Source organism: Bradyrhizobium liaoningense (genome assembly GCF_018130785.1).
Classification (GTDB): domain Bacteria; phylum Pseudomonadota; class Alphaproteobacteria; order Rhizobiales; family Xanthobacteraceae; genus Bradyrhizobium; species Bradyrhizobium liaoningense_A.
Genome location: NZ_JAFCJT010000014.1, coordinates 163,112 through 175,503, shown reverse-complemented (window position 1 = coordinate 175,503; position 12,392 = coordinate 163,112). Strand labels below are relative to the sequence as shown.

Genomic DNA, 12,392 nt, shown 5'->3' with positions numbered 1-12,392 from the left:
CCGGCGCGCGCGGCCTCGACCGCGGCGTTGAGCGCGAGCAGATCGGTCTGGCGCGCGATCTCCTGCACGATCGTGATCTTCTCGGCGATGGTCTGCATCGCGTTGACGGCGCGGCCGACCGCGGCACCGCTGGCCTCGGCGTCCTTGGCCGACTGCGCCGCGATCTTCTCGGTCTGGTTAGCGTTGTCGGCGTTCTGCTTCACGTTCGAGGCCATCTCTTCCATCGAGGAGGAGGCTTCCTCGGCGGACGAGGCCTGCTCGGTCGCGCCCTGCGAGAGCTGTTCGGCGCTGGCGGACAGTTCCTGGCTGCCGGCGGAGACGTTCTGCGCGGCGGTCAGGGCCTCCGACACGATCTGCCGGAGCTTCTCCACCATGCGCTCGAGGGCGAGACCGAGCGTATCCTTGTCCGACAGCGCCTTGGCCTGGACCGTGAGATCGCCCTGCGCGATCTGGTTGGCCAGCGCCGCCGTCGCATTCAGGTTGACGGTCATCGCATTCAGCGACTTGATGAGATCGCCGATCTCGTCGTTGCTGGAGGATTCGATCTTGCGGCCGAGATCGCCGATCGCCACCGCGTCGGCAAGGCCCACGGCCTGCGCCAGCGCGCGGCTGATGTTGAGAGCGATCCAGGTCGCAGCAGCCGCTGCAATCAGCAGAGACGCGATGACCAGGCTCATCAGGATCAGCTCGGCGCGGGCGCCGTCCTGCTTGGCCTGTTCGGCCTGCTCGGCCATGTTCTTCTTGACGTTCTTGATGTAACCGTCGGCCGCTTCGATCGCGTCCGCGACGACCTTGCGGCCGTCATGCATCGAGCGGTCCAGCGCCTTCGGCTTGTCGGTCCTTGCAAGCTGGACCGTCTCGTCCTGATAGGCGTTCAGCTTGGCGAACGCGACGTTGAAGCTCTCCATCAGTTTCTTGCCGCTCTCGCTGGCACCCGCATAGATCTCGTCCTTGGACTTGGCGACTGCTTCGCGATTCTTGAGGAGGTCGGCCCGGAACTGATCGTGCTCCGCGTCGGATGCTGCGAGGATCGAGTTCTTCTCGGCGCGCACCAGGAACAAAACGCCTTCCTTCAGCTCGGCGGCCTTTTCCATCCGGCCCGCACGGCTGACCAGAAGCTCGGTGGTGCCGACCATGTCCGCCAGCTTCATATAGCCGACCGCACCGGCGATCATGGAGAGCAGGATGACGACGCCGAAGGCGCTGGCAAGCTTGGCTTTGACGGTGAATCTCATGTCAGTCTCGTTGGTTCGAATTGGGGTGCTTACGCTCGAGCACGCTTCACGCTTGCAAACTCAGGCGGCGCGAGAGGTATCGCGCCCTTCCGGGATCTCGTCGTTCGCCATCAGCTTGGCGAGATCGAAGATGACGACGAATTTCTCACCCTTGCGACCGATCCCGGCGGCATAGTCGGACTGCCATTTGCCGCCGACCTCGGGGATGGGCTCGATTGCCTGCTCGTCGATGTCGGTGACCTCGAACACGCAATCGGCGACGAAGCCGACGCCGACCAGACGGTCCTTCATCGGCACGTCGAGGATGATGATGCGGGTCGCCTCAGTCGCCGCCACGGCCGGCAGGCCGAGCTTGGTCCGGAGGTCGACGATGGGATAGCCCGCCCCGCGCACGTCGATCATGCCGAGCAGGAAGTTCGGCGCATGCGGAAGCCGCGAGATCGGCCGCATGTCCAGGATTTCGCGGACATTGCGGATGCTGATGCCGAACGTCTCGCCGGCGAGCCCGAGCGTCAGATATTGCGAGGTTGCGGCCATGATACGGTCCAGAGGCAGATGGTTTTCAAGTTGCGGTCAGCGCTGGAATTCGGCGTCGCGGTCGTCTTCGCCGTCATGCATGTCGAAGGCAAAGCCGCCGCCGCCGGCGACCTTCATCGCGCGCGCCGGCTTGCGGGCAGCCACGGGCTTCTTGGCGCCGCGATCCGCCGCCGCCATGTGCGCCGCCTTGGCACGGAGCTGGGTGACGGCGCGATCGATCGGCGCGGGCGCGGCGCTCTCGCCGCGGCCGGCATGCTCGATGCGGAAGAACGAGATGGTGGACTGAAGCTGCTCGGCCTGCGAGGCGAGCTCTTCCGAGGTGGACGAGACCTGCTCGGAAGCACTGGCGTTCTGCTGCCCGACCTTGTCGAGCTGCTGGATTGCCTGGTTGATCTGGGCCGAGCCGACGTCCTGCTCGCGGCAGGCGGCGGTGATCTCCTGGACCAGCTCGGCAGTCTTCCTGATGTCGGGCACGAGCCTGGACAGCATGTCGCCGGCTTCCCGCGCGACCTTCACGGTTTCCGTCGACAGCGTGCCGATGTCGGCGGCCGCCGCCTGGCTGCGTTCGGCGAGCTTGCGTACTTCGGAGGCGACCACCGCAAAGCCCTTGCCGTGCTCACCGGCGCGCGCGGCCTCGACCGCGGCGTTGAGCGCGAGCAGATCGGTCTGGCGCGCGATCTCCTGCACGATCGTGATCTTCTCGGCGATGGTCTGCATCGCGTTGACGGCGCGGCCCACGGCGACGCCGCTGGCTTCCGCGTCCTTGGCCGACTGCGCGGCGATCTTCTCGGTCTGGTTGGCGTTGTCGGCATTCTGCTTCACGTTCGAGGCCATCTCCTCCATCGAGGAAGAAGCTTCCTCGGCGGACGAGGCCTGCTCGGTCGCGCCCTGCGACAGCTGCTCGGCACTGGCGGAGAGCTCCTGGCTGCCGGCGGAGACGTTGTTTGCAGCGGTGAGAGCCTCCTCGACGACCTGCCGAAGCTTCTCGACCATCATGTTCAGCGATTTGACGAGATCGCCGATCTCGTCGTTGCTGGAGACGTTGATCGTCTGGCTGAGGTCGCCACTCGCCACCGCGCCGGCAAGGCCGACGGCGCGGCTGAGGCCACGCGCAATGCTGAGTGAAATCCAGATCGCGGCGATCAGGCCGATCGCGAGCGATGCCAACACGGCCGAGATCAGCAGGAACTGAGCGCGGTTGCCGTCCTCGTGAGCCTGGGCCGCCTGGGCAGCCATATTCTTCTTGACGTTGGCTACGTAGACGCTGGCGGCTTCCATCGCTTCGCCGACCGCCTTGCGAGCCTCAATCGACGAGCGCTCGACGGCCTTCGTCCTGTCGATCCTGGCGGTCTTGAAGACGTCGTCCTGAATGGCATTCATCCGGACGTAGGCGGCGCCGAAATTCTCGATCAGCTTCTTGCCCTCGGCAGAAGCCTGTCCATGGATCTCCTCTTTCAACTTCAGCAGTGTCTCACGTTGCTTGGCGATCTCGGCGATGAAAGGGTCGGCCTCGCTATCCGGCGCGAGAAGCAGGTTCTTCTCGGCCCGAACCTGGGACAGAATTCCCTTTTCGATTTCTGCCGCACGGTCCATTCGGCCGGCGCGCGACACCAGACTGTCGGCGGTGTCGATCATCTCGCTCAGCTTCACATAAGCGAGGCCGCCCGCCGCCATCGACAGCAACAGGACCACACCGAATGCAATGGCAAGCTTTGCCTTGACGGTAAATCTCATTTCCAGCCCCTACCCCAGTCTCGCCCGAGACCTCATTTCAATTCAGGATGCGTTCCATGTTGGGAACGATGACAAACTCTTCTCGCCACTTGGCGATGAAACGGATGAATTCCGGCTTCCAGTGCATGCCGACGCGGGGCGTCTGTTGCACGTCGGTCTGCGAGATCTCGGTGACCTCGTAGACCTTGTCGGCGGTGACGCCGACCAGGACCGGCTCGCCGTCGAGCGTGAGCTCGATGACAACGATGCGCGTGTCGGCCGAATTGTCGAGCTGCGGCATGCCGAAGCGGATGCGCAAATCCGCAAGCGGAATGACGTTGCCGCGCACGTTGATGACGCTGGGAACGAAGGAGCGCGCGCCTGCCACCTTTGTCACCGGCACGGGATCGATGATCTCGCGCACGAGGCCCGCGTCGAGCGCGAACTTCTCCTCGCCGAGCCCGATCATCACGACCTGCATCGCGTCGGCGTGATGCTCGCCCGTCAAACCGTCGTTCATCACGCCGCCTCGCTGATGTGCTGCTTCTCGACCTTCGACTGCGCCAGTGCGACGAGCTGCGCGACATCAAGGATCAGCGCCGCCGTACCGTCGCCCAGAATGGTCGCGCCGGAGAAGATCGTGACGTCGGAGTGCAGTTTGGAGAGCGACTTGATCACGGTCTGGTGGTTGCCGATGATCTGGTCGGCGACGAGGCCGACGCGGGTCTCGCCGGTCGAGATGATGATCGTCTTCTGGTGCCGGTCAGGCGCGCCCGATGCGGTCATGATCTCGCGCAGGCGCAGGAACGGAACGAGGTTGCCGCGCACGTTGAGGAAGTTGCGGCCGCGGGAGCGCTCGTCCTCGGCCGTCAGCTCGACGCATTCCTCCACGGCCGACAACGGAATGATGTAGCGGCCTTCGCCGACGCGGATCAGAAGACCCTCGATGATCGCCAGCGTCAGCGGCAGGCGCAGCGTCACCGTGGTGCCCTGGCCCGGCCGGGTCGACAGGTCGATCGTGCCGCGCATGTTCTCGATGGTGCGCTTGACCACGTCCATGCCGACGCCGCGGCCCGACAGCGCCGAGATGGTCTGCGCGGTCGAGAAGCCCGGGTGGAACAGGAACTGGTGGATCTCGTGATCGGTGAGCACGGCGCCCGCGGCGATCAGGCCCTGCTCTTCCGCCTTCGCACGGATGCGGGCGGTGTTGAGACCGCCGCCATTATCCTTCACGGTGACGAGCACCTGCGCGCCGGAATGAACGGCCGCAAGCTCGATTCGGCCCTGCTCCGTCTTGCCGTTGGCCGAGCGGGTCGCGGTGTCTTCGATGCCGTGGTCGATGGCGTTGCGGATCAGATGCACCAGCGGATCGGCCAGGCACTCGATCATGGTCTTGTCGAGCTCGGTGTCCTCGCCCGTGGTGACGAATTCGACCGGCTTCGACAGGTCGCGCGACAAATCGTGCACCAGGCGGCGGAAGCGGCCGAACAGCGAGCCGATCGGTACCATGCGCGCGCCCATCGTGGTGTCGCGCAAGGAGGAGGCGAGGCGCTCGATTTCCTCGGCGATCATCTTGATCGAGAGATCCGAGCCGGACGAGGCGAGCTGCGTCAGACGTGCCTGGGCGATGACAAGCTCGCCGACCCGGTCCATCAACTCGTCGAGACGCTCGGCCTGGACGCGGACCGTCGCGATGCCGCGATCGTCGCGCTTGGCCTCGGGTTTCGGTTCAGGCTTCGATTCGAACTTCGCTTCCGGCGTCGGCTCTGCCTTGACGACCGGCGGCACAGCGACCGGCGCGGCAGCAACCTCGACGATCGGCGCAACCATCTCGGCCACCGGGGCCGGATCCTCGTCGAGGAGATTGAACAGCGGCATCGGCGCAGGCGCTTCGACCTGCTCGAGCGGCGAGAGCGTCAGCTTCATCTCGTCCGAGACGAACATGAAGACGTCGTCGATCGCGTCCTTGTCGCATGCCGCGTGCAGCTTGACGTCCCACTTCAGATAGCAGTCTTCCGGCTCCATCTCGTCGAGGAGCGGGATGCCGTCTGTCACAGGCACGACGAAGCACGGGCCGAGCTTGCAAAGGTCTTCCAGCAGGTCGAGCGGGTTCGAGCCGTTGCGCAGGATGTGGGATTCGAATTCCAGATAGAGGTGCCAGCCGGCCTGCTTGCTCTCACTGGGGGCCAGTGGCGGCGCTTCGGCGATTTCGGCGGCGGGAGCGGCAGGCTGGTCGGGAAACACGAAGCGCTTGAGGTCGTCGAGGATGGCCTCGCCGATGATGTCGTCGGTCGACTGCGGATCCTCGATCAGCGCGCGGATATAGTCCTTGGCCGCAAGCGCGACCGAGATCAGCTCCTGCGTCGGCTTGATCTCGCCTTTGCGGACGCGGTCGAACGCGGTCTCGAATTCGTGGGTAAAGGAGGCGACCTTGTCGAAGCCGAACATCGCGCCCGAACCCTTGATCGTATGCAGGGCGCGGAAAGCGGAATCAACCAGCTCGCGGTCGTCGGGACGCTGGCCGAGATCGAGCAGGGCCCCTTCCAGGACCTCGAACAGCTCGCTGGCTTCCTGGCGAAAGACCTCGGTCGGGTCCATCGCGCTCATGCGCGCACCAGCTTGCCAACGACGGCGAGCAGTTGCTCGGGCTTGAAGGGCTTTGTGATCCAGCCGGTCGCGCCGGCGCTCTTGGCTTCCTGCTTCACCGTGTCGTTGGATTCGGTCGTCAGGAACACGATGGGCATGCCGACTGCGCTCGGCAGCTTGCGCAGCGCGCGGATCAGTTCCAGCCCATTCATGACGGGCATATTGAGGTCGGTGATGACGAGGTCGAGCTTGCCGGCCTGCGCCTTGGCGAGCCCTTGCGCGCCGTCGCCGGCTTCGATCACGCTGTGACCGGCCGGCTCGAGCACGACCTTGATCATCTGCCGGATGCTGGGGGAGTCGTCGACCGTGAGAATCGTGGCCATCAGGTGCCATCTTTCTTTTGCGGGAAATGCTGATCGATCATCGCATCGCTGGCGAAGCCGGCTCGGCGAAGGGTGTTGCGCAGAGACTGGGAGAATGATGTGAACACCACCGGGCGGCCCTGGGCCTCGCCCGTCCTGGCGGTCGACAGCAGAAGCTGGATCGAGGTCACGTCGGCCTTGTCGACGCTCGAACAATCGATCTCGAGCCGGTCCTGCCGGCCGAAAGCTTCGCGGATCAGATCATAGACGCTGCGGATCGCAGCGATGCTGCAGTCCGCGGGCAGCCGTAGGGACCATTTCGGCTCAGTCACATCAGACGACATTCGCCCCCCAAATTTCCTCGGGATTCGCTGCACGCATGGCGCGAATCCCGCGCGACGACTATTCGGGACGGAGAGTGTTCAAACCCCTAATGGATATCCCCGTACAACTACGGGTCACATATCGAAGAACTTCGCGTCTGCATGCATCCCTGCATAGCCCGCTCAATTCTCATGCGTTGTGCGCAGTCTTGAGTCAGTTCACCGCAGGTGAAACGTTTGCTTCGCGTTAAATCGCAACGGCTACTTGTTGAGGTCATGCCTCGCCATCCGAACGAGACCGGCCGCCGATGCTGACCCAAGCGCTTCTGGTTGATGACAGCCGCTCTGTCCTCAATTTCCTGAAACGTCATATCGAAGCCGAAGGTCTGGTCGAGGCCACGACTTTCCTCGATCCCGTCGAGGCGCTGGCTTGCGCACGCGAGCGCGTCTTCGACCTCGTGCTGGTCGACTATGAGATGCCGCATATGGACGGCATCAGCTTCATCCGCGCCTTCCGCACCCTGCCCGGCTGCGCCGACATCCCGATCGCAATGATCACGTCGCGGCAGACCGACGACGTGAAGATGGAAGCGCTGCAGGCCGGTGCAACCGATTTCTTACCGAAACAGCCACAGAGCGTCGAGATGACGGTGCGCCTGCGGAATTTGGTGCGGCTTGGTGCAGCCGTGCGCAAGCAGAACGACCGCGCCGCCGATCTGGCGAGCGCGATCGCGGCCGCGACGCAGAAGCTCGGCGAGCGCGAGGAGGAGATCATCCTGCGGCTCGCGCTCGCGGTCGAATACCGCGACAACGACACCGGCGAGCACACGCTGCGGGTCGCCCGCTACAGCCGTATCATCGCCGAGCAGCTCGGCCTGCCGCCCCGCCTCTGCCGCGACATCTATCTGGCCGCGCCCCTGCACGACGTCGGCAAGGTCGCCATCCCCGACAATATCCTGCTCAAACCCGGCAAGCTGACCGACGCCGAGATGGCGGTGATCCGCACCCATGCGACGATCGGCGAAAAGATCCTGGCGGACTCCAGCTGCGAGCTGATCCAGCTCGGTGCGCAAATTGCCGCAGGGCATCACGAGCGCTGGGATGGCGCGGGCTATCCGAACGGCCTTCGGGCAGACGAGATCCCGGTCGCCGCACGCGTCGTCGCGGTCGCCGACGTCTTCGATGCCCTGACGACGCGCCGGCCTTATAAAGAGCCGATGCCGCTGGACGTGGCGCGCAACTATCTGGTCGAGAACCAGGGCCGGCAGTTCGACCCGGCGTGCGTCGAGGCCTTCCTGTCACGCTGGGACGAGGTCTTGGAAATCGCCGCCGGTCAGCAGGCCACACCGTATCAAAAGACCGAAGCCCCTCTCGCTCCTGCTATGGAGTGTGCGGTTGAGAGCCGTGCGGGCGAAGACCGGTTGCCCGAGGCCGTCCCGGCCGCCTGACATTATCCCTGCGGGCAACAGCTTGCCGCGGCTCAATTTTCTCCGGTCGCCGGTTTGAACCTGTTCCTGATAGAGTGCACCAATACAAAGAGTGATTCCGGTCACACCTGCCTGGGTGCTGTGCTGCTAAGCATCGCACCAGGACGGGGACCGGTCATACATCGGTCGAATTGGATGAGAATTCCCATGAGAAGCCTGATCGGCGCATTTGTCGGTGCGTTCTGCCTTGCGGCGCCCGCGTTGGCGGAGACCCCGGCCGCGATCGTCGAGGACGTCCAGGGCAAGGTCGACGGCATTGCGTTCATGGACTATGTGGCGCCGGGCAAGATCATCAAGCTCGGACCCAAGGCCAGCATCACGCTCAGCTACCTCAAATCCTGCCAGCGCGAGACCATCAGCGAAGGCGTCGTCCTGGTCGGCGCCGAGCAAAGCACCGTGCAGCTCGGCGAGGTCAAGCGGGAGAAGGTGCCCTGCGATACCAATGCAGCAAAGCTGTCGGAGCGCGAGGCGAACCAGAGCGCCGCAACGACCTTCCGCACCATGCGATCGGACGCGAAGGGCGCGCCGGCCAAACTGCCGACGCTCTACGGCGTCGCCCCGCTGATACAGGCCAAGAGCGGCAGCACGCTGGTGATCGAGCGCACCGACGGCAAGGAGCCCACGATCAGCGTGCCGCTCAAGAGCGAGATCATGGTCGGCGGCAAGTTTTATGACTTTGCCAAGGCCGGGAAGTCGCTGACCCCTGGCGGCAGCTATCTCGCCATCCTCGGCGCCAAGCGCTACGCCTTCCAGGTCGATGCGAGCGCCACCTCATCGTCGACGCCGATCGTCGGCCGCCTCCTGCGGCTCGAATAGGCGGTCTGCGAAAGGGCGATGCGGCGGATCGGGGGACGGGACATCGTTGCGGCGATCCTGATTGCGCTCGTTGCGGGCGCGGTCTTCACGTCACCGCCGCTTCAGACGCTGCAAGGTCTCTCGCTCGACATCCTCACGGCGCTGCGCTGGAAGCTCATCGGCAACCGCCGCGATCCCGCGACATCGCCGGTCGTCGTGGTGGCGATCGACGGGGAAACCTACGACACTCCGCCCTTCAAGGGGTCGCCGACGCAGACCTGGACGCGCGAGATCGGCCGGGTGCTCGGCAGCATCACCGAAGGCGGCGCCAAGGTGATCGGCTTCGACGTCATCTTCAAGAACTCGATCGAGCAGTCGGAGATTCCCTTTGGCGACGCGCCGCTCGGCGCCCGCATGAGGGGATTTGACCGGGAATATCTGATCGCCCTGCGGCAGATTTCCGACAACGGCAAGCTGGTGCTTGGCGAGATCCTGAGCAACGACCATCCAGAACCACCCTATCGCGCGCAGCAACTGGCGGTGCGAAACAACGTCCGCGCGCTCAACGTCCATACCGACGCGGACGATGTCATCCGGCGAATGCCGCTCACCTTCTCCATCGAAGGCAGGCCGGTGCCCGCCATGGCCGTCGAGCTCGCCGCACGCGCGCTCGGGGCGAAGGTCGAGATTGCGCCGTCCGGTGCGGCCGAATTGTCCGGCTATGCCATCCCGAGCGCGGTGCCGAACACGCTGACGCTCAATTTTCGCGGGTTGGGCCGCGATGTTCCGGCCTATTCCTTCGCCGATCTGCGGGCCTGCGTCGAAAAAGGCGACCGCGATTTCTTCCGCCGCGCCTTCGACGGCAAGGTCGTGCTGCTTGGCACCGCCCTGAATTTCGAGGACCGCAAGCTCACCTCGATGCGCCTGTCCGGCGGGTATGACGGAGCACCGGGGCCACGATGCGCCCTGCCCGCCCCGGCAAGCACCGCACAGAAGGCCCGCAGCGACGTCGCCGGTGTCTTCGTTCACGCCACCGTGGTCCGAAACCTGATCGAGCGCGACGCCGTGACCGAACTCGGCTTTCCGCTGCGGACCATTCTCACGATCGCGTTCGCAGCGATCATCGCCTGCGCGGCCTGCATATTTGCACCGGGCGGCGCGCTGATTGCCTGGTTCGGCCTCACCGCCGTTTACGCCGCCGCGGCTCTCGGTGCATTCGTTCACGCCTTGGCGCTGCCGATGGCCGAGCCCGCGCTCGCGAGCCTTGCCGCACTCGCGATGATGATCGGCTACCGCTTCGTGCTGGCGGATCGCGACGAGCGTTTCCTGCGCAAGAGCTTTGCCTTCTATCTCGCACCCGAAGTGATCAACACCATGGTCGCCTCCGGCAAGATGCCGGCGCTCGGCGGCGAGATGCGCAACGTCACCATGTTCTTCTCCGACCTCAGCGGCTTCTCCTCGATCGCGGAAACCATGACGCCGGGTGAGCTGGTCACGCTGATGAACGAATATCTCTCCGCCATGACCGACATCATCGAGGGCCATGGCGGCTATGTCGACAAATATATCGGCGATTCCATCGTCGCCATGTTCGGCGCGCCGGCCGATGACCCCGCGCACGCGCGCAACGCCGTTCACGCCGCGCTGAAGTGTCACGAAAGGCTGGCGGAGCTGAACGCAAGCAATCCCGCCTTCGCGGGCCACGGCCTGTCGCACCGCATCGGGCTCAACAGCGGCGAAGCCGTCGTCGGCAATATCGGCTCGCGCCGCCGCTTCAACTACACCGTGATGAGCGACACCGTGAACGTCGCCTCGCGCCTCGAGGGCGCCAACAAATATTACGGCACCGCGATCATGGCCTCGGAAACGACGATGGCGCAAAGCGGCGACGTCTTCGCCTGGCGCGAGCTCGACGCGATCAGGGTGATGGGCCGCGGCGAGGCGATCAAAGTGTTCGAGCCGCTGGCGGAGAAGGGCGCGGAGAGCACCGGGCAGACGAAGGTCGCCGCAGCGTATGCGGAGGGGCTGGCGTGCTGGCGGGCAAGGGAATTTACGAAGGCGGCCGAGGCGTTCGACGGTGTCGCGAAGATCGACCCGGCGTCGGCGCTGTTCGCCAAGCGCGCAAAAGCCTTCGCCGCAAATCCACCATCGCCAGAGTGGACGCCGGTCAATGCGCTGGAAGGAAAGTAGCGGTCGGTCACCCTTCGTCAGAAGGCTCAGGGAATGACGTTCGCTGCACGCAACCTGCTGAAGAGATCGAAAAAACTGTCGTCCGTCGCCTGATAATCGAGAAAACCGAGCTTGCGACTCTTGCTCATATCGGTGACGACTTCGATAGGTCGGCCCAAGTCGGCATCGGTATGCCATGCCGACGAAAGGACGGAGAGGTCTCTTTCGGCGAGATCATACTTGAGCGCGATATCAGCCCATAGACGACCTGAATCGGCAAGCTGACGCTCAAGCGGCGAAATTTCCTCTGGAAAGGGGGCAGGCTGCAGCCCGAACCAGCCGGCCAGTCGCGCCCACATCCAGCTCCATCGGAAGACATCGCCATTCACGACGTTGAATGCCTGGTTTCGTGCCGCTGTCGTCGTCGCGGCCCACTCCAGGTGCCGCGCCAGCAATCTGGCATCGGTCATATCTGTCAGGCTCGTCCATTGCGTCGACGACCCCGGAAAAAGAAACGGCCGCCCCGTCTCTCGGCAAATCGTCGCGTAGACGGCTAGCGTCGTCCCCATGTTCATAGCGTTGCCCAGCGCATAACCGATGATCGTGTGCGGGCGGTGAATGCTCCAGGTGAAACCATCGCGCCTGGCTGCATCGAATAGTTCGTCCTCCTGAGCGTAGTAGAAGTTCTCGACATCGAGCCGCGGCTGCTCCTCGCGGAATGGCGTCGCGGGCAGCCTGCCTTTACCGTAGGACTCGAACGGTCCGAGGTAATGCTTTAGCCCGGTGACCAGCGCGACATGAGAAATCGTGCCTGCGCCGGAGAGTGCCCGCAGCAGGTTGCGCACCATCGCAGCGTTGACGCGGATATTTTCTGCCTCGGTCGTCTGACGCAGCCATGTGGCGAGAAACACGTGGGTCGGACGAAGGTTCGCCAGGATGTCACGAAGCGAGGCCGGATCCTGCAGATCGGCCGCGATGGGACGAACACCATTGAGGCCGCTTGGTGGGCGCCTTGCGAGCCCAAGCACCTGCCAGCCGCGATCGCTGAGATGGCGGGCGAGATTGCTGCCGACGATACCGCTGGCACCGACCACAAGCGCTGTGTTCGTCATCGCTGCGCCCTCCTGTTCAGTCGAGGAGATAGGTGCTATCGCGCAACGCAACAGAGCATTTCGGCGCCCGTCA

The 12,392-nt window shown here is 64.4% G+C and carries 11 protein-coding genes; 3 read left to right on the top strand and 8 right to left on the bottom strand.

Features of this window, described 5'->3' with window-relative positions; translation table 11 throughout:
* The 7 genes from JQ627_RS25455 to JQ627_RS25425 form a co-directional block, all read right to left on the bottom strand.
* Nucleotides 1-1,235 (bottom strand): methyl-accepting chemotaxis protein (locus tag JQ627_RS25455; protein ID WP_212486834.1); only part of this gene is annotated, 1,235 nt, incomplete at its 3' end.
* 60 nt (nucleotides 1,236-1,295) lie between these two features.
* Nucleotides 1,296-1,772 (bottom strand): chemotaxis protein CheW, encoded by a 477-nt coding sequence (locus JQ627_RS25450; protein WP_212486833.1) that lies wholly within the window; start codon nucleotides 1,770-1,772, stop codon nucleotides 1,296-1,298.
* Between the two features lie 36 nt (nucleotides 1,773-1,808).
* Nucleotides 1,809-3,506, bottom strand: a complete 1,698-nt coding sequence (locus tag JQ627_RS25445; RefSeq protein ID WP_212486832.1) for a methyl-accepting chemotaxis protein — start codon at nucleotides 3,504-3,506, stop codon at nucleotides 1,809-1,811.
* A 37-nt stretch (nucleotides 3,507-3,543) separates the two neighbouring features.
* The gene (locus tag JQ627_RS25440; RefSeq protein WP_212486831.1) at nucleotides 3,544-4,005 is read right to left on the bottom strand and encodes a chemotaxis protein CheW; all 462 of its coding nucleotides are present in this window, start codon (nucleotides 4,003-4,005) and stop codon (nucleotides 3,544-3,546) included.
* Nucleotides 4,005-6,092, bottom strand: a complete 2,088-nt coding sequence (locus JQ627_RS25435) for a chemotaxis protein CheA (protein ID WP_212486830.1) — start codon at nucleotides 6,090-6,092, stop codon at nucleotides 4,005-4,007. The genes JQ627_RS25440 and JQ627_RS25435 overlap by 1 nt, the downstream gene beginning before the upstream one ends.
* Nucleotides 6,089-6,454 (bottom strand): response regulator, encoded by a 366-nt coding sequence (locus JQ627_RS25430; RefSeq protein WP_018317043.1) that lies wholly within the window; start codon nucleotides 6,452-6,454, stop codon nucleotides 6,089-6,091. Before JQ627_RS25430 ends, JQ627_RS25435 begins: the two co-directional genes overlap by 4 nt.
* Nucleotides 6,454-6,777 carry a lipid asymmetry maintenance protein MlaB gene (locus JQ627_RS25425; RefSeq protein ID WP_212486829.1) on the bottom strand — a complete coding sequence of 108 codons (324 nt, stop codon included), beginning with the start codon at nucleotides 6,775-6,777 and terminating at the stop codon, nucleotides 6,454-6,456. Before JQ627_RS25425 ends, JQ627_RS25430 begins: the two co-directional genes overlap by 1 nt.
* Before the next feature lie 287 nt (nucleotides 6,778-7,064).
* Between JQ627_RS25425 and JQ627_RS25420 the strand changes: the two genes are divergently transcribed.
* From JQ627_RS25420 to JQ627_RS25410, 3 genes are all read left to right on the top strand, one after another.
* Entirely contained in the window at nucleotides 7,065-8,204 is a 1,140-nt protein-coding gene (locus tag JQ627_RS25420; protein ID WP_212486828.1) for an HD domain-containing phosphohydrolase, read from the top strand.
* Between the two features lie 186 nt (nucleotides 8,205-8,390).
* Entirely contained in the window at nucleotides 8,391-9,059 is a 669-nt protein-coding gene (locus JQ627_RS25415; RefSeq protein WP_212486827.1) for a hypothetical protein, read from the top strand.
* An 18-nt stretch (nucleotides 9,060-9,077) separates the two neighbouring features.
* Nucleotides 9,078-11,228, top strand: coding sequence for an adenylate/guanylate cyclase domain-containing protein (locus JQ627_RS25410; protein WP_212486826.1), 2,151 nt, complete (start codon nucleotides 9,078-9,080; stop codon nucleotides 11,226-11,228).
* 26 nt (nucleotides 11,229-11,254) lie between these two features.
* Here the strand turns inward: JQ627_RS25410 and JQ627_RS25405 are convergent, their stop codons facing one another.
* On the bottom strand, nucleotides 11,255-12,319 hold the full coding sequence (locus JQ627_RS25405; RefSeq protein WP_212486825.1) for an SDR family oxidoreductase: 1,065 nt from the start codon (nucleotides 12,317-12,319) through the stop codon (nucleotides 11,255-11,257).
* Nucleotides 12,320-12,392 lie beyond the last annotated feature (73 nt).

Coding starts and splice junctions, on each gene's coding strand:
- JQ627_RS25450 (WP_212486833.1), bottom strand. CDS start 1,772: ATGGCCGCAACCTCGCAATATCTGACGCTCGGGCTCGCCGGCGAGACG.
- JQ627_RS25445 (WP_212486832.1), bottom strand. CDS start 3,506: ATGAGATTTACCGTCAAGGCAAAGCTTGCCATTGCATTCGGTGTGGTC.
- JQ627_RS25440 (WP_212486831.1), bottom strand. CDS start 4,005: ATGAACGACGGTTTGACGGGCGAGCATCACGCCGACGCGATGCAGGTC.
- JQ627_RS25435 (WP_212486830.1), bottom strand. CDS start 6,092: ATGAGCGCGATGGACCCGACCGAGGTCTTTCGCCAGGAAGCCAGCGAG.
- JQ627_RS25430 (WP_018317043.1), bottom strand. CDS start 6,454: ATGGCCACGATTCTCACGGTCGACGACTCCCCCAGCATCCGGCAGATG.
- JQ627_RS25425 (WP_212486829.1), bottom strand. CDS start 6,777: ATGTCGTCTGATGTGACTGAGCCGAAATGGTCCCTACGGCTGCCCGCG.
- JQ627_RS25420 (WP_212486828.1), top strand. CDS start 7,065: ATGCTGACCCAAGCGCTTCTGGTTGATGACAGCCGCTCTGTCCTCAAT.
- JQ627_RS25415 (WP_212486827.1), top strand. CDS start 8,391: ATGAGAAGCCTGATCGGCGCATTTGTCGGTGCGTTCTGCCTTGCGGCG.
- JQ627_RS25410 (WP_212486826.1), top strand. CDS start 9,078: ATGCGGCGGATCGGGGGACGGGACATCGTTGCGGCGATCCTGATTGCG.
- JQ627_RS25405 (WP_212486825.1), bottom strand. CDS start 12,319: ATGACGAACACAGCGCTTGTGGTCGGTGCCAGCGGTATCGTCGGCAGC.